The organism is Dolichospermum sp. DET69 (genome assembly GCA_017355425.1).
Lineage (GTDB): Bacteria > Cyanobacteriota > Cyanobacteriia > Cyanobacteriales > Nostocaceae > Dolichospermum.
This window is the reverse complement of the sequence record CP070233.1, coordinates 1,264,176-1,287,859: the sequence shown is the minus strand read 5'-3', so window position 1 is coordinate 1,287,859 and position 23,684 is coordinate 1,264,176. Positions and strand designations below refer to the sequence as shown.

Annotated in this window: 21 protein-coding genes and 1 pseudogene; 21 read left to right on the top strand and 1 reads right to left on the bottom strand. The window is 35.6% G+C overall.

What is annotated here, in order from left to right; all coding sequences use genetic code 11:
• Positions 1-66: 66 nt before the first annotated feature.
• Positions 67-714, bottom strand: coding sequence for a response regulator transcription factor (locus EZY12_06280; protein QSX69245.1), 648 nt, complete (start codon positions 712-714; stop codon positions 67-69).
• 581 nt (positions 715-1,295) lie between these two features.
• On the opposite strand from EZY12_06280, the gene EZY12_06275 reads away from it, so the two are divergent.
• The 21 genes and pseudogenes from EZY12_06275 to EZY12_06175 all read left to right on the top strand — a co-directional run bounded on the left by EZY12_06275 (position 1,296) and on the right by EZY12_06175 (position 23,682).
• The gene (locus tag EZY12_06275) at positions 1,296-4,604 is read left to right on the top strand and encodes a hypothetical protein (GenBank protein QSX69244.1); all 3,309 of its coding nucleotides are present in this window, start codon (positions 1,296-1,298) and stop codon (positions 4,602-4,604) included.
• A gap of 134 nt (positions 4,605-4,738) precedes the next feature.
• The gene (locus EZY12_06270; protein QSX69243.1) at positions 4,739-4,966 is read left to right on the top strand and encodes a hypothetical protein; all 228 of its coding nucleotides are present in this window, start codon (positions 4,739-4,741) and stop codon (positions 4,964-4,966) included.
• On the top strand, positions 4,953-5,324 hold the full coding sequence (locus EZY12_06265; protein QSX69242.1) for a type II toxin-antitoxin system VapC family toxin: 372 nt from the start codon (positions 4,953-4,955) through the stop codon (positions 5,322-5,324). Before EZY12_06270 ends, EZY12_06265 begins: the two co-directional genes overlap by 14 nt.
• Before the next feature lie 94 nt (positions 5,325-5,418).
• On the top strand, positions 5,419-5,643 hold the full coding sequence (locus EZY12_06260; GenBank protein QSX69241.1) for a fertility inhibition FinO-like protein: 225 nt from the start codon (positions 5,419-5,421) through the stop codon (positions 5,641-5,643).
• 198 nt (positions 5,644-5,841) lie between these two features.
• A complete protein-coding gene (locus EZY12_06255) occupies positions 5,842-7,017 on the top strand; it encodes an ISH3 family transposase (GenBank protein ID QSX69240.1) in 1,176 nt (391 codons plus the stop codon).
• A 143-nt stretch (positions 7,018-7,160) separates the two neighbouring features.
• A pseudogene (locus EZY12_06250) lies at positions 7,161-7,592 on the top strand (ABC transporter permease).
• A 70-nt stretch (positions 7,593-7,662) separates the two neighbouring features.
• Positions 7,663-8,946, top strand: coding sequence for an ABC transporter ATP-binding protein (locus EZY12_06245; GenBank protein QSX69239.1), 1,284 nt, complete (start codon positions 7,663-7,665; stop codon positions 8,944-8,946).
• Positions 8,947-9,108: 162 nt separating this feature from the next.
• Positions 9,109-10,203, top strand: coding sequence for a glycosyltransferase (locus EZY12_06240; protein QSX69238.1), 1,095 nt, complete (start codon positions 9,109-9,111; stop codon positions 10,201-10,203).
• Positions 10,204-10,477: 274 nt separating this feature from the next.
• Positions 10,478-11,401, top strand: a complete 924-nt coding sequence (locus EZY12_06235) for a glycosyltransferase family 2 protein (protein ID QSX69237.1) — start codon at positions 10,478-10,480, stop codon at positions 11,399-11,401.
• Between the two features lie 57 nt (positions 11,402-11,458).
• Positions 11,459-12,214, top strand: coding sequence for a class I SAM-dependent methyltransferase (locus tag EZY12_06230; GenBank protein QSX69236.1), 756 nt, complete (start codon positions 11,459-11,461; stop codon positions 12,212-12,214).
• Positions 12,211-13,248, top strand: a complete 1,038-nt coding sequence (locus tag EZY12_06225) for a polysaccharide deacetylase family protein (GenBank protein ID QSX69235.1) — start codon at positions 12,211-12,213, stop codon at positions 13,246-13,248. Before EZY12_06230 ends, EZY12_06225 begins: the two co-directional genes overlap by 4 nt.
• Positions 13,241-14,272, top strand: a complete 1,032-nt coding sequence (locus EZY12_06220; protein QSX69234.1) for a glycosyltransferase family 2 protein — start codon at positions 13,241-13,243, stop codon at positions 14,270-14,272. Before EZY12_06225 ends, EZY12_06220 begins: the two co-directional genes overlap by 8 nt.
• Positions 14,273-14,381: 109 nt before the next feature.
• Positions 14,382-15,320: an NAD-dependent epimerase/dehydratase family protein gene (locus EZY12_06215; protein QSX69233.1), complete on the top strand. Its 939-nt coding sequence runs from the start codon at positions 14,382-14,384 to the stop codon at positions 15,318-15,320.
• 9 nt (positions 15,321-15,329) lie between these two features.
• Positions 15,330-16,373, top strand: a complete 1,044-nt coding sequence (locus tag EZY12_06210; protein ID QSX69232.1) for a glycosyltransferase — start codon at positions 15,330-15,332, stop codon at positions 16,371-16,373.
• A gap of 73 nt (positions 16,374-16,446) precedes the next feature.
• On the top strand, positions 16,447-17,466 hold the full coding sequence (locus EZY12_06205) for a glycosyltransferase family 2 protein (protein QSX69231.1): 1,020 nt from the start codon (positions 16,447-16,449) through the stop codon (positions 17,464-17,466).
• Positions 17,467-17,484: 18 nt separating this feature from the next.
• Complete coding sequence (locus tag EZY12_06200; GenBank protein QSX69230.1) at positions 17,485-18,444, top strand: glycosyltransferase; 960 nt, start codon at positions 17,485-17,487, stop codon at positions 18,442-18,444.
• Positions 18,445-18,630: 186 nt separating this feature from the next.
• Positions 18,631-19,485: a hypothetical protein gene (locus EZY12_06195; protein QSX69229.1), complete on the top strand. Its 855-nt coding sequence runs from the start codon at positions 18,631-18,633 to the stop codon at positions 19,483-19,485.
• 143 nt (positions 19,486-19,628) lie between these two features.
• Positions 19,629-20,783 carry a glycosyltransferase family 4 protein gene (locus EZY12_06190; protein ID QSX69228.1) on the top strand — a complete coding sequence of 385 codons (1,155 nt, stop codon included), beginning with the start codon at positions 19,629-19,631 and terminating at the stop codon, positions 20,781-20,783.
• Between the two features lie 117 nt (positions 20,784-20,900).
• On the top strand, positions 20,901-22,010 hold the full coding sequence (locus tag EZY12_06185; GenBank protein ID QSX69227.1) for a glycosyltransferase family 1 protein: 1,110 nt from the start codon (positions 20,901-20,903) through the stop codon (positions 22,008-22,010).
• A 15-nt stretch (positions 22,011-22,025) separates the two neighbouring features.
• A complete protein-coding gene (locus tag EZY12_06180) occupies positions 22,026-22,454 on the top strand; it encodes an FkbM family methyltransferase (GenBank protein ID QSX70542.1) in 429 nt (142 codons plus the stop codon).
• A 112-nt stretch (positions 22,455-22,566) separates the two neighbouring features.
• Positions 22,567-23,682 carry a glycosyltransferase family 4 protein gene (locus EZY12_06175; protein QSX69226.1) on the top strand — a complete coding sequence of 372 codons (1,116 nt, stop codon included), beginning with the start codon at positions 22,567-22,569 and terminating at the stop codon, positions 23,680-23,682.
• Positions 23,683-23,684: the final 2 nt, after the last annotated feature.

Sequence of the window (23,684 nt, the reverse complement as noted above, 5' to 3'; positions counted from 1 at the left end):
TGAAATTAAGCTATTGGTATTATTTAACTACATCACTAAATCCGAACATAAAGCCCTCACAGCAACTTAGGTACGGTCATCAGCGGATAACTTATTTAAAATATTGCGAACATGAGTTTTGACTGTACCTACGGTAATATATAATTTCTCCGCAATTTGTGAATTACTGCAACCAGCTACAATCAAGCCTAAAATTTCCTGTTCCCGTATGGTGAGGGGGTAAGTTTCTAAAACTTGTTCATATTCTATTTCCAATTGATGATCACCGGGGACACCTTGGCGCATTTTTCGTAATACTATACTAGCGATCGCTGGATCAATCCAAGAGTTACCATTAGCAGTTGCTTGTACAGCTTCAGTAAATTTATTAATACTTGTTTCCTTCATACAATAAGAATCAGCACCAGTCGCAAACGCAGCTAAAACTACATCTTCACTATTATTTATCGTCAAAATCAATATTCTTACCTGTGATTGTCCTGTTTCTGCCTGATAACGCTTAAATTTACGGATCAGTTCAATCCCGTTTATATCTGGTAAATTAATATCTATCACAGCCACATTTGGTTTCAGTGTTTCCAAAAGTTTTAGTCCCTGAGTTGCATTACCCGTTTCACCAATCACCTTAAACCCAGTGTGTGATTGCAATTCAGTTTTGAGTGCCATCCGGGTTAAATCATGATCCTCAATTAATACAATAGTAATTTCATTCATTATTAATAACACCTACAATTATACAAAATCTATTATCTAGGGGTAAATATAGCGAAGCTGTCATGAGGAATCGCCTATCATCCCAACAAATATGCGATCGCTCTCCTATCATCCCAACAAATAAGCGATCGCCGCAGACATCACCAAAGGATAGTAAAAACTCTCATGTACATAAGCTTTTAGACACGTACAATACAGATTAAGAAATTTTAATAGTAAAAATAAATTTTCCTGAAATTGGTTTTCTTTGATATAGTATGATTGTAATCAGTAGTCAATTTTTCAATCATGCTTTATAGCTCTTTGAAGAATGATAACCCTTGATTACAGGTATAAATCAAAACTCCCAAACTGTCTTGACAACAATTTGAGAGCTTAGAAAATCTAAAAATTAGCAAACCCAGCTTTTTACTTAGTCTACGTCTGGAAAACTAACCTAAGTGAAGTCTGGATCAACAAACGAGAACCATGAGAACTAATTCATGGCAGTCTTATCCTTTGATTATAGACTGCAAAGTACAAAAGTGTAAACATTTTTCTTCTAATTCTTGCCAACCCATTGCAATTAGTGGGGGTGTGGCATGAATAAAATACTAGAAACCTTTGATATTAGGAACTTCCTAGACAGACTCACTCCCAAAAAAGGCAAAAATAGATATATTTGCCCAGTCTGTGAAGGTTCATTAACCATAGATATTAAAACTGGTAAGTACCAATGTTGGGGAGAACCTGACAACAAACAGCATTTAAAAGATATCCGAGAAGCTGTTAATCCCTTAGAAGATGCTTTAAAACAAGCGGGTATTGACAATGGCAGAATCAACTACCAACAGATTACCCCTGCCAAAAAACCAGATCCGTTACCAGCACCATTACCCCAAAACATTGAATTAGCCAAATTACCTGCTCCTGGTGTCATTCCGCAAAAGAAACATAACAGTAGAGGATCACAAATCATCTATACATACTCAGATGCACAGTATGTAATTAGATACGAATTTATAGAAGATGGTGAACAGAAAAAGCTCACCATTCCTTACCATCTGGATATTCTTGGTAACAGTGTGAAAGGAATTGGTGACAAACCCTGGCCTGTTTACCATCAAGAAGAAATCATCAAACATGGTCAAGGCCAATTTGTCTTCGTAGTTGAAGGAGAAAAATGTACTGATGCTGCTAGACAACAAAATTTAGTTACCACTACCTTTCAGGGTTCACAGTGGACAGATGACAAACTAGAACAATATTGTCAATGCTTAAAATCTCATAATATCGCTGGCATTGTATATTATCCCGACGATGACAAAGCAGGTTACAACAAAGCCAACAGACTAAGAATAGCAGCCAATAAAGCACAATTACCATACATTGAATTAAATCCCCAGAGATTAAATCCAGACAGTACAAATGGCTATGATATCGCTGATTTAATAGCGGATGGATTATACAGTAGACAACTACTAGAAAATGAAATTCAGACAGCTTATAAAGAACATCTGAATACATACATAGATGCCATATTAGCAGTAACAAAACAACCTGTTAATCAGGAAATATCTAGGGAAGATTGGGAATGTAAACTATTTATCGAAACCCTGCTCAAGGAAGCATATATACCACAATCTATACCAGCATCTATCCCACTTAAACAATCATCTAGGAGTAATTTAGATGTTGATGTATGGTTTGATTCTGCTAATAGATTAGAAACCTACAATCAAACTATTCAAAGTGGCAAAAAATATATATTAGATATGTCCAGTGCTGGGGCTGGTAAATCCAACTTTGTAGGAGAAACTATACCAGAATGGTTAAAAGTCAATAAACTCTGGTACATATCCAATGAACACCGCAATCCCACCACTAAATCAATAGAAGAAAACTACACTGATTTACCAGTTAGAAATAATGGACTATATGCAGATGATAACAACTTAACCCCCTTGGGTAATCCCACCATTAACTGGCCTAAAAATCAAGCTGCCAATATTCCAGGGAATTGTCACAAAACACCTTTATTTCATAAATTAGCATCTAAAGGCTATCATCAAGAATCAAATAGTGAATCATCATTAAATCCCATTTGTCATACTTGTAAATTCAAAGCCAATTGTCAAGGTGTAGATATTGAAGGTAATCTATTGGATAAAATAAACGGTGCAACTTTCAGGAGAGATCGGCGTGAGGCACTGATGAAAGATAGAATCAGATGCCATATTAATTCATTACCATCAGAAATACCCAAAAAATCCATAGCTTTTGTAGATGAATCTAGTCGTCAAATTAATCTAGTAGAAACTACAGAATTATCATTAACAGACTACCAAAAGACTTTAGGAGAAATTGCTAGACATTTACCAGAAGTTTGGGAACAAATCAAAGATTTTATCTCACCATTGGAGCAATATTTATCTTCCCAGCATAAAGAAAATTACTATGGTTATAATCACAATCAAGTAATGGATATATTTGGAGACATTGATCATAAAATTATCCCCAATATCATTGAGGCTTTAAAAGTGCTATCACCTGATTTAGAAGGTATCTTTCAATCTGCTGATAGCGTATCCTTAGATGGAATTGACGCAAGTGAAAGAGAGGGAATAAGCCGCAAAACCTTAAAATATATTCGTTATACATTCGGTAAAGAAGCAAGTCAAGAATCCCATGAATTATTAGATAACCTAATAGTGAATTGGTTAACACCATTATTAGAAATCATTGCTAATATTAGTCCTGGGGCATTGAGGATTAAACATCACAAGTTAATCATTACCACAAAAAACAACAGGCAATTAGAGGTACTAAGTAAATTCCAAAATGTGTTTTTACTGGATGCAACTGCTACCCGGAAAACAGTAGCCTTTGAATTAGGAATAGATGCCAGTGAAATCTTAGTCATCTGTGAAAAGTTACCTAACTACTCAAATTTAAAAGTGGTACAAATTACTGATTTAGGATTATGTGGTAAAGACAGAAGTGAATCAAAAGTTAAACAATTAGATGCCACAAAAACAGCATTAGCATCCAATCATCGAAATTTGGGAGTCATTGACCACCTCAAACACAAACAAGATGGTGAAGGTTACTGGTTTAAGGATAATCGCGGTACTAATAAATATATGAATCACGATGCTTTATTTGCTATCGGTTCACCTTATCAGGATATAGGGGCTGTAGCGGCTAAATACGCAACTTTAACAGGGGATTACAACACCAGTAAAGATAATCCCCAATTTCAGGAGTATATAGAGCATTTAGTAAAAGCAGAGATTATTCAGATGGGAGGAAGACTACGAGCAAACCGTCGCCCTGATGAAGCACTAACAATTTATCTCACCAGTGATGATGATCTGAGTTACCTACTGGATTATTACCCCGGTGCAACCTTAACCAAAACCACTGCTTTTGAGATTACACCAACAGCAGGTGATAGAGAACAGGTAAGCAGATATTATCTATTAGAAGCATTTAAGCAATGTATAGATACAGGAATTAAGTGTACACAAAAAGCCGTTGCTAAAATAAGCAAATTATCACAGCCCTATATTTCTAAAATTGCTAGTAAATTTGGTGGGTTCAATGCCCTCAAAAAAATATTACTAGTCCTAATAGAAGCTCTATATAGGGGTAGTAATAATTTTTCTGACCTCTCAGACGATGAAAAATTCTTAGTCAATGACTATTTACCCCTAATCAAAGATAACCCGCCTCCAGAAGTTGTCCAGGGATTGCTAGAAGTGGCTAAAGCTATTGGTTATCAGGCATTTAGCAGGATTACCAGGGAATTAGCACCAGACATTCTAGGGGCATTCATTGGAGCAATAGTAGAGATAGCTATCGTAAAAGATGGGAGGGATGGGGTTATTGAAGTGGGAAACACAGGCTAGACAAGATTTTAAATGTTCTCGATTACAGTATAATCAAGATCATGATTAGCAACAAAGTAAAGTAACTGATGTTAAAATCAGTTTATTTTGTAAAGAATTTGGAATTGAGCTATCATTTTAGGAGAATAAAACTTATGCAAGTTGTGATAGAGTTACCTGATGAGTTAGGAAAACAACTTTTAGAGTTGCCTAATATGGAAATGGTTGTCCAAGAAGTTATCAAAAAAATGTTGTTAGTAGAACGACAAAAACAATCATCTCAATTATTGGTAAATATAGTTAATGATTTACCTGATTTTCCTGTATTTAAAAATCAAGACCCCTTAGAATTACAAAAAGTATTACGTGATGAATGGACTTAAGTATCTGTTAGATACAAATATTTTAATTGGGTTGTTTCAACGTGATTTAATAATCTTAAATCTGCTAAAAGACAAGCTGATTAAAGTTAATGAATGTGCTTATAGTGCTATAACTCGGATGGAGTTACTGAGCTTTCCTTCTATAAGTTCTACGGAAAAAGAAGCGATTAAATCTTTATTAAATCAGATGACCTATTTAGCAATTACATCAGAAATTGAGGACGAAACTATTAATTTTAGATATACCCATAAAACAAAATTACCAGATTCTATTATTGCGGCTACAGCTAAGTATCATCAAATTGAGTTAGTAACATTAGATAAAAAATTAGCGAATAAGTTGAAATCAAATGATTGAGATAATTCCATCACAGTTTTTTATCTGTTCCCTATTCCCTTTTTTTGTAAAAAGTGTGGATTAATGAATTCAGCTAATTTATAAGGATGTATTTATGATTGAAGGAAAATTAGAACTAACTATCAAAATCAACGAACTGCCAGAAGTTAAGACTGTAGAAAATGGTTGGCAACAATTTGAGATTGACTGCGATGGAAGGATAATTAGCGTCACTGTTAAACCTAAAGTTTGGAAGAAATTGACCGACGCACAGGCCAATTATCCCCAGTGGGTAGGTGCTATTGCTGGGAAAATGGGAGAGGCAACTGATAACCAGTAAACCAAAAAGTTTTTCCCAAAGAGTGATTTTTACGGAGTGCTGACGCTATTGCTACAGACGCAGCAGGCATCACTAACAAAATACGACAGATACTCATGTACTATAGAATACCAAATATATAAGAAATAGTTATCATAATTTGCACTGGATCAAAATATGAAATGATGAAAGTAGTGTGTAGCATATTGGCTGAAAAAATTGACTGTTTCATCTCTAACAAAAGCCACGCGGGGCGAGTCTACAGAAGAACTCGTTTTAACCGACTCAGAAACTCTTGATGAGGTTATTCAGTGTTTAGTAGAAAATTTTTCGATTGAAACGCAAGGAGCCTGTGACCAACAAACTTTATTCGAGATTCTGGTTAAAGCAGCCAGCACTGGAGACAGTATTGAAAACACAGCTAAATTGTTAAAAAATATTCCGACAGCTAATGATATTAGATATCATCTCAATAAAATTAACAATTTTGAGGAATTAGAAGCGCAAATAAATCAAGCATTAAAAAGTCGAATTCCTTTAGGATTAAAAAAAGGGTGTTTGAAAATAGCGATTGATTTAAATTTAATTTGTTATTATGGTCAACCAACATCGTCAGAATTACCCTACATATATCGAAGTGAAGCTAAATCTGGTACTAATTCATTTTATGCCTATGCCACTTTATATGTTATTAGTAATAATAAGCGTGTAACTCTAGCAATAAGAGGTGTTCGCCAATTAGATACTAGTGTGGCTTTAATTACTTATTTATTAGCAGAACTTGAATCCCTAAAAATAAATGTAAAAAAACTCTATTTGGATAGGGGATTTTTTAATACTCCTGTAATTAGATGGTTACAGGCATTAGATATTCCCTTTCTTATGCCTGCTATCAAGACTGGAAAAAAAGGAGGAATCAAACAATTCCTCAAGGGTAAAAAAAGTTATAAAACTACCTATACTATTACAAGAGACAAAGATGATTTTGTCACATTTGATTTATGGATCGTCTGTAAATATAGAAAGGGAAAGCATAAAAAGCATGGGGTTCAATACTTTGTTTATGTTGCTTATAAGGTCAAAACAAATTTAAATTATATCTATCAAGATTATCGAAAAAGATTTGGCATTGAAACCAGTTATCGTCTGAAAAATATTTGTCGAATTAAGACGAATAACAAAAATCCAGTCTTGAGATTACTATTCATTGGAATATCCTTTCTTCTAATTAACATCTGGGTGAATCTACTATGGCTCAAAATCAGTCGTAAAAGGAAAGGTAGTAGATTAATTTATCGCACACTTTTTACACTCAAACAGATGTTAGCCTTTTTATCTCAAGCCCTACAGAAGAAATATCAAGTCGTTGAAAGCATTTATATTCCATCCGGTTAGCGTCAAGAAATTATTAACCAGCTAATCATAAGTAATTATTATCTATACTATGTCTGCTGATTAGAGTATCGGGAATAAAAAAGTATTTTATACTACACAGTATTTGGCGATCTCCCTTCAGGAAAAAACTTTTTGGTTTACTGTTTATGATTTCGGGGATAATTTTATTGGCATTAATGGCATGGTATAACTTTGTTCCTAGTTGGCGGATTTTGACTTTACCATTGTTTATTGGTGTTGCCTTTGCTGCTTCTATCGGTGCGGGTTTATGGTTAGCATCATTAAATGTTCAATACCGAGATTTTCGATTTATTGTCCCTTTTATAGTGCAGTTTGGTTTATACATTTCACCCGTAGGATTTAGTAGCAATATTGTTCCTGAACAGTGGAAATTCATATATTCTTTAAATCCCATGGTAGGAGTAATAGATGGATTTAGGTGGGCAATTTTAGGAGGAGAATCTAAATTATATTTACCAGGTTTTATCCTCTCTATGGTGTTAGTAGTTTTACTATGGGTGAGTGGAATTTGGTATTTTCGCAAAATGGAACGGACATTTGCAGATGTGATTTAGTTGATAGAAAAGCAAACTATCAATTAGAAATAAACAACTTATCGTTTGTAGAAATTTTCATTTTTTAAAAATGTCTGATACAGTTATTAGAGTTGAAAATTTAGGTAAAAAATACATTATTGGTCATCAAAAGCAGGAACGCCATACAGCACTGCGGGATGTGATTACTAATAAAGTTAAGTCCATTGGTAGTTTAATTAATCATCGATCTAAAAAGGAAGATCCTACTTTTGAAGAGTTTTGGGCTTTAAAAGATGTTTCATTTGATATTAAACAAGGCGATCGCATAGGTATCATCGGACGCAATGGGTCAGGAAAATCAACACTGCTAAAAATTTTAAGTCGCATCACTGAACCAACATCAGGAAAAATTTCGATCAAAGGACGAGTCGCTAGTTTATTAGAGGTAGGCACTGGCTTTCATCCAGAATTAACAGGGAGAGAAAATATCTATCTCAACGGTGCAATTCTGGGAATGAGCAAAGCCGAGATTACACGCAACTTTGATGAGATTGTGGCTTTTGCAGAAGTAGAAAAGTTTTTAGATACGCCGGTGAAAAGGTATTCATCAGGGATGTATGTACGTTTGGCGTTTGCGGTTGCGGCGCATTTGGAGCCGGAGATTTTAATTGTGGACGAAGTGTTGGCAGTGGGGGATGTGAATTTTCAGAAAAAATGTCTGGGTAAGATGCAGAATATATCTCAGGTTGAAGGTCGAACAATTGTGTTTGTTAGTCATAACATGGATGCAATTAAACGTTTATGTTCTCAATGTGTGATGCTTGAGGAGGGTCAAATCACTGCTCAAGGTAATTCAGAAATTATTTTTGCTGACTATCTGTCTAATAATGTTACAAAATCTGAACCTAATATATGGATTGATGTTTCACAGACTATTCGACAAATAGGTACAGGGGAAGCGAGATTTTTAAGGGTTAAATATAGTAGCCTCAATAAGAAATCTGCATTTCAACCTTATTCAAGTGGAACACTTGAATTTTTATTAGAAATTAAGTCAGACTCATTTAGGAATATGGGGAGTCTTGCGATCGTGATTTATGACCAACTTGGAAATAAGCTGGTTAATGCGGATACACTTTCAATTGGTAAAAGCATATCCTTGGAAAATGGAAAAAATATAGTTAAACTGCAAATTAAAAATCTATACTTAAATCCTGGCATTTATGTTATTGGATTGTGGCTTTATGATCCATTAATTCAAAATGTGTTTGATTTTATTGAATCAGCATTTGAAATTGAAGTGGTAGATATTCAAGCGAAAGAATTTGGAAACACACCAGACCACAATGGTCTGGTTCCATGTGTCTTTGAAATGGTGCAGATGCGTGAGTGAAAAGGTGCTATAGAAATAATTTCCAAACAGTTATACACCAAAGATTAAAAAGAAAATATTTTCTTTTCTTGAAAATTTAGTACTGGCAATATTTTTAGGTTTTTTCTACACTATTGAGATTGGGATACAGAGGTAGATTTAATGTTTAAAGTCACAGTCCTAATGGCAGTCTACAATGGCGAATCGTATCTTCGAGAAACAATAGATAGTATCCTTACTCAAAGCTTCCAATATTTTGAGTTTCTTATTATTAATGATGGTTCTACTGATAGAACGCAAGAAATAATCCTATCCTACGATGACCCACGTATCTGCTTAGTTAATAATGACCACAATATTGGCTTAACTAAAAGTCTAAACAAAGGACTGAAATTAGCTCAAGGGCAATTTGTAGCTCGCCAAGATGCTGATGACATTTCAGCACCAGAACGATTAGCCAAGCAAGTTAATTTTTTAGAATCCAATCCTGATGTAGCATTAGTAGGTACATGGTACAAGGAAATCGATGCTCAGGGAAATCTGATTTGCAAGTCCCAGTTACCCGGTGATTGCATACAAATTCGTTGGGATATTTTATTTTACTGCCCTTTTGTACATAGTGCGGTGATGTTTCGTAAATACACCATTGCGGAGCAGATTGGGTTCTATGATGAAGCTTATTTATATGCTCAAGATTATGATTTATGGTGGAGAATTTCCTGCCGCCTACAAGTTGCAAACCTAAACGAATATCTAATGAGGCTGCGAATAAATCCTTCATCTATGACAGCCACTTATGGAAATATAGTTGATGATGAGCCACTGGAAATCAAGATTACTAATATATCACATTTACTTGGGTGTGATGAAGTTAAGAGGTGGAGTGATGGAACACTCATTAGAGCAATGACTTTGTTATGGATCAGTTATCCAAATGAACTAAAGGAGATGGATCTACAACAATTGAATAGAACTATACAAGAAATATTCAAGTTACATCATGCATTTTGCCATTACTACAATCTCGACCAGGAAGAATGTAAAAAACACCGTAATAAGGTTTCTATTCATCTTAGCAATCAGTTATTAGGACTAACTGGCTACTACTTGGAAAAAGATAAATATACTGCTTTGCGGCTTTTTAATAGAGCTTGTCATCTAAAATTTTCCATTTTGCTAACCAGAAAAACTATAACCTTATTTATGAAGTTACTTATAGGCTCACGGCTAGTCAGAGAGATTCGATCCCTGGCTAGAGAAAAACTGAAAATGGAATAGAACTGAGATTGTGATAAAACTTACGTTACTACAAGTTAGCATGAAATTTTCTTTCAAACTATTATTATGAATTTACCCTTTAAGAAAAAAGTAATAAATGATTGATTATATGCCCTATACACTGTGGCTAGATTCTTCAGATCATCCAGAAATATTTGATACTAGTCATTTCGATGAATTATCTCAATCATCTTGTTTGTATGCTCGAAAATTTGATGCAAGTTATGATTAGAAAATATTAGATTCAATCGATCAATACCTTTAGAATAAATAAATGAAAGAAATGAACGGTAATTTATTAGTGTCTATCATTATCATTTTTTTGAATACAGATAAATTTATTCAAGAAGCAATAGAAAGCGTAATTTCTCAAACTTATGAAAATTGGGAACTTTTATTAGTAGATGATGGCTCCACCGATAGTAGTACTGCAATTGCTCAAAAGTTTGCTAATAAATATTCAGACAAAGTGCATTATTTAGAACATGATAACCACCAGAATCTGGGAAAAAGTACTTCACGCAATCTTGGCATAAGCAAGGCTAAAGGTGAATATCTAGCTTTTCTAGATGCTGATGATGTTTTTCTACCATTTAAATTGGAAAAACAAATAACAATTCTGGAGTCTCATCCTGATGCTGCTATGGTCTATGGAAAGACCCTATTTTGGCACAGTTGGACAGGTAATGTTAAAGATAGCCAGCGAGACTACATTTGGGAATTGGGTATTCCAACCAATAAACTATTTCAGCCACCATCACTGTTAAAAATTTTACTTGGCGTTGGCGCAGGTACTGTACCCTGTATATGTAGCTTTTTGGTAAAACGTCAAGTAGTTGAAGATATTGGTGGGTTTGAAGAAACCATACAGCAACTTTATGAAGATCAAGTATTTTTAGCTAAAATTTTTCTTAATTCACCTGTATTTGTTGAAAGTGGGTGTTGGGAAAAATATCGCCAACGTAATGATTCTAGTTGGCATCTTTCAATAGACACAGGGGAAGATTATCATGCACGCTTAATTTTCTTCAAATGGTTAGAAAGTTATTGGGACGAGCAGGGATTCAAGAACACTGAACTTTGGCAAATTTTACAAGAAAAACTATGGAATTACCGCTATCCAAACCTGTACAAACTCAAAAAAATAGTGAAGCATTTTAGGTGGCGAATAAAAAGTTTAGGAAAATCAATAGCGTAACGAGCATTGACTGCCAAAATGTTTTTTTAAAATTCTAATTTTAATAACTTGATTCTAATGAATAAAAAACAATTGAAACTAATTGCACAGCGCACATTACCATCTCCTGTCCAACATTGGCTAAAAACTCAATGGCAAACTTATAAAGTATCTCCTCCATTGGGTAAAGTTCGCTTGGGTGATCTACGACGCTTAACTCCTATTAGTAGTTGTTTTGGTTTTGATCGAGGAAAACCGATAGACCGTTACTATATCGAAAACTTCCTTGCTCAGTATTCTAGTGATATTCAGGGACGAGTTTTGGAAATAGGAGACAATTCCTATACTTATCAATATGGAGGAGAACGAGTTACAAAAAGTGATGTTTTCCATGCGGTAGAAGGTAATCCAATTGCAACTATTGTAGGTGACTTAGCCGATGCAGAACATATTCCATCGAACAGCTTTGATTGTCTTATTTTGACAGAAACTCTCCAAATGATTTACGAAGTAAGACTAGCGTTAAAAACCATTTATCGCATCCTAAAGCCAGGAGGAGTAGTGCTGGTAACAATTCCAGGAATTACTTCCCTCTGCGACAAAGAATGGAAACAACACTGGTATTGGAATTATACAACTTTATCTGCACGGCGAATATTTGAAGAGGTCTTTCCCTCTACCAATATTCAGGTCAAAACCTATGGAAATGTATTAGCAGCAACGGCTTTTCTTCACGGCTTGATAATTGAGGAACTTAAGCCAGAAGAATTGGATTATCAAGACTCCAACTATGAAGTGACAATCACCGTCAGGGCAGTTAAACCAACATCATGAGTATTCTTGGATTCAATAAATTACAACAGGTAATGCGGAGATTACAGAAACAATTAGCCGCTTCTAAAGGACTAATTTTAATGTACCATCGCGTGGCGGAAGTAGATTTAGATCCTTGGTCTTTATGTGTAACCCCCCAAAATTTTGCTGAACAGTTGGAAGTTTTGCAAAGATATACTCAACCGATGAGTCTCCAACAATTTACTGAAGTTCATCAGGAGGGTAAGTTTCCCCATAGAGCAGTGGCGATAACCTTTGATGATGGTTATGCCGATAATCTCTATTCTGCTCAACCACTACTAAAGCATTACGAAATTCCAGCCACTATTTTTGTTAGTACAGGCTATCTCGGAAAAGAGCGTGAGTTTTGGTGGGATGAGTTAGAAAGACTCCTTTTACAACCAGGAATCTTGCCTAAGAAGCTTGTTTTGAATATTCGGGATCAAATCCATCACTGGGAGTTAGAACAAGCAACTCATTATACAGAGCAAGACTATCAGCGCGATCGCCGTTGTAACGCTTGGGAAGGAAAACCAGGCTCTCGGATGTCTCTCTATTACTCAATTTGGCAAGTATTACGCCCGTTACCAGAAGCAGAAAGAATCAAAGTTTTAGACCAAATTCTTACATGGGCTAATGCTGATCCCAAACCTCGTTCGACTTACCGTTCCCTTTTGCTTGATGAATTATCCCTTCTGGCTCAAGGAGAATTAGTAGAAATTGGAGCCCACACCGTCACCCATCCCTTCCTTTCTGCACAATCCGTAGAATTACAAAGGGATGAAATTCAACAAAGTAAACTGGATTTGGAAGCAATTATTAATCGTTCTGTGACGAGTTTTTCCTATCCTTTTGGCGATCGCACTCCAGAAACGATTGAACTGACTAAAGCCTCTGGATTTAATTGTGCCTGCTCTACTAATGCTGATATTGTTTGGCAACAGAGCAATAGTTTTGATTTACCTCGGTTTGTGATCGAGAACTGGAATGGAGAAGACTTTACTAAACAACTATTGAGGTGGTTTCATGAGTGAAGAGATCAATAAACCGTTAGTCTCTTGTATTGTCATCTTTTTTAACGCGGGTAAAACCTTTTTTATAGAAGCAATAGAAAGCATTTTTGCCCAGACCTATGATAATTGGGAACTGTTATTAGTCGACGATGGTTCAACCGATGAGAGTACTAATATTGCTTTACGATATGCTGGGCAATATCCTGAAAAAGTGCGCTATTTAGAACATGAAGGGCATCAAAATCGTGGTATGAGTGCAACACGCAATTTGGGCATTCGCCATGCTAGAGGAGAATATATTGCTTTTCTAGACGCTGATGATATTTGGTTACCACACAAACTAGAACAACAAGTCCCTATCTTAGAATCCTACCCTGAAGCTTCCATGCTTTACGGAAGAACTCAATTTTGGTTCAGTTGGACGGACAATAATCCTGTCAGTTCGTGGAATCCTGACAATGCACAGGATGACTTTATGACAATAACCAGTGTGAAATTTGATACATTGATTAAACCAACAAAACAGCTTCTACTATTTCTACAAAACAAAGAAATTTACCCTTGCACCTGTAGTATTCTCATCCGTAGTCAGATTTTTGAAGAGATTGGACTATTTGAAGAAGATTTTCACAATGCCCATGAAGACATGGTTTTTCACTCCAAGCTTTTTCTCAAAGCCCCTGTCTATGTATCTAGTGAATGTTGGGACAAGTATCGAATTCATCCAGATAGTTACTGGCGACGTGCAGACATGGCAGGTAAAGGAGAACAAATACGCCGTATCGGACATATAAAATACCTGACTTGGCTAGAAAGGTATCTTGCTGAACAAGAAATCAAGGATCCAGTCATTTGGAAAGCCCTTGAAAAAGCTCTATTTCCCTATCATCATCCTAATTTATACTATCTTTTAGACATTAAAAAGAGAATAATTGACCTAAAAAAAATCATCAAATTAACTGCACGTTACACCTTACCAGATCCGATTATTAGGAGACTTAAGGCTAAATTCTCAAAAACTAATCCTAGTCATTTAAATCACTAAAAATACCAAGAATAATAGCAATTAGTTATCGCTATAACTATTATTTTTTTTGGTCGCAAATATTTTTTGAATTTACAGCTTTCTTTTTTAATCAATTTAATTTAAAATTATGCATTTTATCGTAACTGGTGGTGCAGGTTTCATTGGTTCTCATCTGACAGAGCAACTCTTACTTGAAGGTCATAATATTACTGTTGTTGATAACCTTTCTACTGGGAAAATAGAAAATTTACCCGATCATCCTCATCTGCAATTTTTACACAAAAATATATTAGATTGCCAACCAGAAGATTTCTCTCAACCTATTGATGGAATTGCTCATCTAGCGGCCACTCCATCGGTGAATCAATCCTGGGATGAACCATTAGAGTCTCATCACAACAATCTTTCTGCTGTGCTTGCGGTGTTACTACTTTGTCAATCTTTAGATATTCCCAGACTTGTCTTTGCCAGTTCTGCCGCCGTTTATGGAAACAAAACCCATTTACCGATTTCCGAAGACCAGCCAACTATGCCAATTTCCCCTTACGGACTACAAAAATTGGTCAGCGAGCAATATGCAAATTTATTTGCTCAAAAGTTAGGTATCTCCTTTATTGGTCTGCGACTATTTAACGTATTTGGCCCTCATCAAGATCCTAATTCTCCTTATTCTGGTGTCATTTCAATTTTTAGTAAAGCCAGTCAAAATGGTCAGCCCATCACAATTTATGGAGATGGATCTCAGACCAGAGATTTCATTTTCGTTAAGGATGTAGCCGTTGCTTTTACCAAAGCTCTAACGGTTCCTTTACCCAAAGGTTTCTGTCTTAGTTGCAATGTTGGGACTAGTCAAAAAACTTCCTTGCTTGAGCTTGTGGATATTCTGAAAAGCTGTTGTCGTCAACAGAACTCAAAAATTCACCTTACCGCTAATCGACCAGGAGATATTCAAGATTCTCAAGCTGATATCTCCAGAATAGTCTCGCTTTTAGATTTTCAACCTAAATGGTCTGTTGCATCTGGTATTCGTCTTTTAGTTGAATCATTAGTTCTTGAATATTCATAGGAAATTCCCATGAGTGAACAACATCCAGATAGAGCAACCATTTTACCAGTTCCAGAAGGAATACCCCGACCTTTGTGGTCAGTTATGATTCCTACTTACAATTGTGCAAACTATCTGCGTGAAACACTAGCTAGTGTATTAGCGCAAGATCCAGGCTCAGAGGTAATGCAAATAGAGGTAGTTGACGACCACTCTACTAAAGATGATCCTGAAGCTGTTGTTAGAGAACTAGCAGGCGATCGCGTTAGTTTTTATCGACAGCCAGAGAACGTAGGTTACATCAAAAATTTTGAGACTTGTTTACAGCGATCTCGTGGGCAATTAATTCATCTTCTGCATGGTGATGATTGTTTAAGAGAAACTTTTTATTACAAAATGCAGCAAATATTTGAAAAGTATCCAGATATAGGTGCTGCCTTTTGTCGTCATATATATATGAGTAAAGAAGGGCACTGGAAGGGTATCTCTGACTTAGAGCAAACAGAAAGCGGAATTTTGAATAAGTGGTTAGAGAAAATTGCGGCCTGCCAACGTTTGACAACTCCTTCAATCGTAGTACGACGAGAAGTTTATGAAAAATTAGGTGGGTTTGACTGTCGCATCACCTGTGCCGGTGAAGATTGGGAAATGTGGGTAAGAATTGCCACGCAGTACCTGGTCGCATATGAAGTAGAGCCTCTGGCAATTTATCGGCAAGAACGTTTGGGAGCGCTAACCGAAAATACTGCCCGCACTGGCAAACTTGTTCGAGATATGCGCCTAGCAACTGAAATTATCGGATCTTATCTACCTGAGTATTTACCGTCAGTAGTTACAAGCAAGTTATTAAATCAGGCTAGGGAAAAGTACGCTAGATGGGCTATTAGGGATGCTAGGCGGGTTGGTGATCTAGGTGATATGCCTGCTGTAATTACTCAAGCGAAGGAAGCACTCAAATGTAGTCGCTCTCTCAAAACTATTCACTTAGTATCTAAACTTCTCTTAAAAGAGGGAGCGCGTTTTTTATGGCGGACTTTAGGTATAAAAAATCAACATAAAAAAGTTATTCAGTAATGCAAAATTCATGAGGTATTAGATGCTGAAAGAACCTACTAATTAAAAGATACTCAAAATATTTACATAGTCTATGAATCAAAAACATCCTTACCGCGCAACTATTCTACCAGTTCCAGAGGGAACACATCGTCCCCTTTGGTCTGTCATGATTCCCACCTACAACTGTGCAAACTATCTGCGAGAAACCCTAGCTAGTGTGTTAGCTCAAGATCTAGGCGCAGAGATAATGCAGATTGAGGTAATTGACGACCATTCAACAAAAGATGATCCTGAAGCTGTTGTGAGAGAACTAGCGGGCGATCGCGTTAGTTTTTATCGACAGCCAGAGAACGTAGGTTACATCAAAAATTTTGAGACTTGTTTACAGCGATCTCGTGGGCAATTAATTCATCTTCTACACGGTGATGATTGTGTCAAACAGAGCTTTTATCGCAAGCTGCAACGAGGTTTTGAAGAAAAACCCGAAATAGGAGCCGCTTTCTGTCGTCATATCCACATGGATGAACAAGGTAACTGGATTTGGACTTCCTGCCTTGAGCAGTCTGAAAGTGGCATTTTAGATAATTGGCTAGAGCGAATAGCTGTTATGCAGCTTATTCAAACCCCATCCATTGTAGTAAGACGTGATGTTTACGAGCAACTTGGCCTGTTTGATAATCGTATGTCTTGTTGGGGTGAGGACTGGGAAATGTGGGTTCGTATTGCTGTTCATTATCCAGTTTGGTACGAAGTTGAGGCACTTGCTTTATACCGTAGAGGTTCCACTTCCTTAACGGGACAATCTGTACGGACTGGTAAGAATATTCAAGACTTTCGTCAAGCAGTTGACATTGTGAGGGAATATTTGCCAAGCGAATCTGCCAGTAAACTTTCAAGAACAGCATTAAGAAACTACGCATTTTATGCGATCGATTCTGCAAGGGAATTTATTAGCAAAGGTGACAGTTATGGTGCAATCAACCAACTTCGAGAAGCTTTAAAGTGTCACTTGTCAATAGCAACAGTTAAATCTTCAATAAAGTTAATTATCGAAAATATTCACCTGATGATTCTGTCGAGACTAGGTTGGACACATTCTGCAAATTCATAAAATATTTATTCTTTTCCTATGAAATCATTCTTAAGTGTCATTATTTGTACTCATAATCCTCGTCATGATTATCTTGATAAAGTTTTAGATTCTTTGCGAACGCAGACATTGCCAGTAGAAAAATGGGAACTGCTGTTAATAGACAATGCTAGTGACAAAATTCTATCTTCCGAAATTGATTTGTCTTGGCACCCTCAATCTCGTCATATTAGAGAAGAAAAATTAGGTTTAACCTCTGCTCGTTTACGAGGTATTCAGGAAGCAGGAGCAGAAACTTTAGTATTTGTTGATGATGATAATGTTTTAGATTTAGACTATCTTGAAGTAACTTTACAAATTAGTAAAGATTATTCATTTATTGGTGCTTGGGGGGGGCAAATTAGGGGAGAGTTTGAAGTAACTCCTCCCGAATGGACAGAACCTTATTGGAAGTACTTAGCTATTCGTAAGTTTGATCAGAATAAATGGTCAAATTTATTGAACCAGCATGATACAACTCCTTGCGGTGCGGGAATGTGTGTAAGAAAAATTGTAGCAGAGAAATATGCAAATCTAACTCAAAATGATTCTCGTCGTTTGTACTTAGATCGTCAGGGTCTAGATCATAAAGCTCAGATATTACTTTCCTGTGGAGATACAGATTTAGCCTTTACTGCCTGCGATATTGGCCTAGGAACTGGACAGTTTACAGATCTAAAGATGACACATATTATGCCAGCTAGGCGTTTAGAAAAAGAATATTTAGTTAAGCTAGTTGAAGGAATTGTTTATTCCCATACCTTATTAGATTCCTTTCGAGATAAACTACCAGAAAGACAAAATACAAGCTGCAAAGAAAAATTGCTTCAATACTTGAGACAGTGGAAGATGAGTCCGATAGAACGCGATTTTTATCAAGCGACTAAAAGGGGAAAAACTTTAGCCAAACAACAAATATTAACTTCTAATAACAAAAATCTTGATAGCTATAACAATTAAACAGGGTTATTTTATTCTTGATCATGGCAAGGGGTTTAATGGATTTTAGCAATCAAAAACTAATCGAAGATTATGTACAAGAAATTTTTGTAGTTATTAGACATCTCCAGAAATTAAATATGCGTGACATAAAACGTTTATTACTTTTAAAGTGTAGTTCAAACTTAGTTAGAATAGTAACATAAAATGAAAGATTTCCTGTATCTTGTCCAAGGTAAAGCTGAGTTGATGAAAAATTACTTACATCTATCAGATAACCCAAACGCTGACGTTATCTTTTTAACATACGATCAGCCCATTGAAGCAGTAATCAACCAATCCGTTGAAGAATCAATATTTTTCCCAAAATCTACGTGGGCAGAAGGAAGAAACAAGTTACTGGAAATGGCTTTAACTAAAGGAGAATATCTCTACTATATATTTTGTGATGACGATATAAAATTCATTAAAGGAAGTTGGGAAATTTTTGAAAACCAGCTTTTAACATATAAACCAGCGATCGCTATCCCGATAAATCCCAAAATAATCCAGACTCCCCTCAAAGGACTGAAATATCAATCCTTTTTAAGGAACGATGAACAACTAATGGCATTTCATCAAGATGTAGTTAAAGACTTTATTCTGTTACCCTATCAAAATCAATTCGATAGTACATATTGGTGGGTTGCCTGTAAAATTCAAGAGGCTCTTATTCAACAATTTTATTATTCTGATGCAATTCAATTTAATAACATTTGTGTATCTAACTACTCTGGGGAGAACTATGTCAGACCTCAATCAGAGTCAGATAATAAAATACTATATAAGCTTGTTGATGATTGGCTTTCTGACCAGTTTCTCTCTAAGTACAAGGATATACCATCTCCGAAAAGACGACCTTTTTTTATACTTGCACGAACATTTAGTTATTATCTTCATCGGTTACTTAGCACTCCTAAATACTCAGTCAATATTAATAAACTCAAAGAATTATTATCAACTTATTCAGAACTATACAAGCAAGCTACTAGTTTAAGAGAGAAATTTAATTACCTGAAATAAGGGCAGGGTAGTAATTTGGTGAATGCACGCAATTATCTTGAATATAAGATAGAAGGGTATCAACCAACATATTTTGATATGCATATTGTTGCTACATATTTCTATCACAATATGATATTTATTCAGAAAGGATTGAACAGTCAATGAAAATAGCTTACGTTACTACTTTTGATTCTAGGACTCTTTGTGATCATAACAACTGGTCAGGAATTAATTATTACATTGGTCAGAGTCTTAAAAACCAATCTATACCGATTGAATATATTGGACCCTTAGAAGAAAAATTAGCTTTACAATTTGTGAGTAAATTTAAAAGTCGTTACCATAAATATTTGGGAAAAAACTATATAAAATATATCGAACCATTGATTTTAAGAGACTATGGAAGACAAATTTCTCAAAAGCTGAACAGTATTAAAACTGATGTAGCTTTTAGTGCAGGAAGTGATGCCATTGCTTATCTCGAATGTCATCAACCAATAGTTTTTTGGGCAGATGCAACTTTTGCTAATTTAATAGATTTTTATCCTGTATATAGTAATCTTTGTGAAGAATCAGTCCAGAATGCCCATTTAATTCAGGGTATTAGTCTCAAAAAATCTAAGTTAGCAATTTACTCTTCTGAGTGGGCAGCCCAAACAGCAATTGATTATTATCAAGCCGATCCTGAAAAAGTAAAAGTTGTCCCTTTTGGAGCAAATATTGAAAGTAATCTAAGTCTTGATGAAATTAAAACCTTGATTGAATCTAGACCTACAAATCAATGTAAATTACTATTTCTAGGAGTAGATTGGTTTCGTAAAGGAGGAGATGTTGCTTTGAAAGTAGCTAGAAAGTTGAATTATTCAGGTTTAAAAACTGAATTAACAATAGTTGGCAGCCAACCTAGTGTGGAAGAAGCTCTCCCTGATTTCGTTAAGCCTCTGGGTTATATTTCCAAGTCTAATCCAGAAGGTAAAAAGAAAATTTATCAACTAATTTCTAATTCACATTTCTTGATTTTACCTTCCCGTGCTGATTGCACACCTATTGTTTTTTGTGAAGCCAATTCATTAGGTGTACCTTGTCTCTCTAGAAGAGTTGGTGGAATTCCGACAATGATCAAAGATGACTTGAATGGAAAACTATTTAATACTGATAGTGATATTAGCGAATACTGCGAATACATTAAAAATGTATTTACGAACTATACCCAATATAAAAAATTAGCTCTCTCTGCCTTTAATGAATATGAATCACGTCTCAACTGGAGAGTAGCTGGTCAAAAAATAAGAGATTTACTTGTGACGATAGCATAATAATTCGACAAATAGAAAAGTTTATTTAGCCACTGACTCATTGTATGGAAGCTTACAATCTACATTCATTCGTAATTTGACTTTAAAGAATAACTTTTTTATTAAAATGTAATCGTTATGATGCCAATTATCCAAATTGTTCCTAGACTTTTTCCAGAAGTTGATGGTGTTGGTGATTATGCACTAAGTTTAGCTCATCAGATGGATCGAGACTTTAACATCAAGACACACTTTATTGTTGGAGATCCAAGCTGGTCAGGCAAGAAGGAAATTGATGGATTTAACATTAGTCAAATTACAAATCATAGTAGTACAAACCTAGTATCACTACTAAATGAAATTGGTAATAATGCCTCTTCAGTAGTATTACAGTATGTTGGTTGTGGTTATGCCAGACGTGGTTGTCCATTGTGGCTAGTAAAAGGATTAGAAGACTACAAAAATGCTTACCCTACTAAAAAATTAGTCACAATGTTTCATGAGACTTATGGTTCGGGTGCGCCTTATTATGGTGCAGATCCACCTTGGATTAGTGCTTTCTGGCTATCACCAGTGCAAAAAAACATCGCCAGTCGTCTAGTTCTTTTAAGCAATCATTGTCTTACCAGCAGAGAACAATTTAGACAGCAATTACAGCACCTAACTCGTAGGCAAAAATCTCAAATTTCTGTTATGCCAGTCTTTTCAAATGTTGAAGAAGCACAGGATTTATATCCATTGGAAGATCGGCATCCAATTTTGGTTGTTTTTGGTAGTCGTAATAGTCGAGCAAGAATTTATGAGCAGTTTCCTCATGCTTTACAAGATGCTTGTCGAATACTAAAGATTGAAAAGATATATGATATTGGTCCTCCCATAGGATTTAATATCAATAAGTTTAGTAATGTTCCTGTAATTTCTATGGGGGTAAGGAGTACCTCAGAAATTGGCAAAATATTACTCAAGTCTAAAGCAGGTATCTTAAACTATCCTCCTGAGTTTCTAGCCAAATCTGGTGTTTATGCTGCTTACAGTGCATATGGACTAATTCCAATTGTTGTCTCTTCAAATGCTGTACTTGTAGATGGTATGGATGGTCTTCGTAACGGAGAGAATTACTGGGCAATCAATCACACAACTGAAAGCCTAAATTTAGAGGTAGGAAAAAGAATCGCTAATCAGGCATACGCTTGGTACCAAGCTCACAACTTAGCAACACAGGCTGAAATTTTTGCTAAACAGCTTTAATTTAATTAAAACCAAATTAGTTTATCTTCTAAGTCTGCTAATGCAACTCTTTATATTCCTGTCCGCGATGATGGTTACACTCTTATCGGCTATGGAAGTCTTAGTTCTGGTAATCATCCAGCAACAACAGAGAAGGTAGATAGAGAAATAGAGAAAGATGTAACCCTTTACACCCTTGATGAATTTAATTTTTCGGATATTGATTTTATAAAGATTGATGTTGAAGGTTATACAGGTTTATTAGAAGTCATGCCCCAGATGGGTGTTGATCCTGAATTTTTCGCCCCTCGTCAACAGAAAGCAGATCATCCCTTTCACATTGGGTTCTTGGGACGGTTAACCAACAGTAAAGGCATTGACTTGATTTTTGCTGCTGCTCACCAGTTGGGCGAACAGGGTTTCAACTTCCGCATCCTGATCTGTGGCTCTGGTCAAATAGAATGACACTTTTTTAGATTTAAACACTTCCGGTTCTCACCATAAAATATTGCTACTTTCAAAAAACGTCTGAACTTTTTTCAAAATTTTGCTAACCTAAAAAAAGTGGATTGAACTGATGCGGATAGCTATCGCACGGACAATGGCTGAATTCAGCATTGATATTTATACCAATAGTCTTATTTCTGGACTAAAAGCTGTTCGTCCAAATTGGGAGATTATAGAATTAGCACCCCGTTCTTTTAATAGAGGTAGTTCCTCTTGGTCTCTCAGAGTCCGAAAATATTATGAACGCTTTTGGAAATATCCTCATACAGTTCAACAAAAAGTAGCAGATATTTACCATATCATTGAACCCTGCGATGCTCATCTTATTTATTCGTTGAAGAAAACGGGTAAACCTACTGTTGTCACTTGTCATGATCTGATTAACTTTTTCTATCCTAATAATCTTCAAGGTTCTGTACAATTACCGCTTATTAGTAGAAATGCCTGGCTATACTCTGTTAAAGGGATGAAATATGCAGATCACATTATTGCAGTTTCTACCGCTACAGCAAAAGATACAACGGAAATTCTCAAGATTAATCCATCACAGATAACTGTAATTCCTAATGCTGTTGAATCAATCTTTAAACCTTTGCCTCCAGAACAAATTACATCTTTTCGTCAACAACAAGGAATTGCACCAGCAACAATTTGTCTTCTCAATGTTGGAGCAAATCATCCTCGTAAAAATATTTCGATTATTCTGCAAGTAATAGAAATTTTAATGCGAAAAGGATTATCAATCCAGTTTTGGAAAGTTGGGGCAGATTTTACCGATGATCAGAAAAACTTTATCGATACTTCAGGAATTTCTTCCTGTGTTAAATATTTAGGAAACCCAGATAAATTAACTCTGGTGCAAATTTATAATGCTGCTGATATTCTGGTTGCTCCTTCCTTATATGAAGGTTTTGGCATTACTATTTTAGAAGCAATGGCTTGTGGAACTCCAGTAATTACCTCAAATGTTTCTGCTATGCCTGAAGTTGTAGGAGATGCTGGAGTTTTAGTTAACCCAAGAGATGCAAAGGAAATTGCAAATGCAGTGATTAATCTTTATGATAATCCTAGCTATTACCAAGAAATAAAACAAAAAAATTTGACCAGAACTAAATTATTTACTTGGGAAAAAACAGCAGATAATGTTGCTGAAGTTTATGAACATTTACTGAAAAGGAGAACATGAAA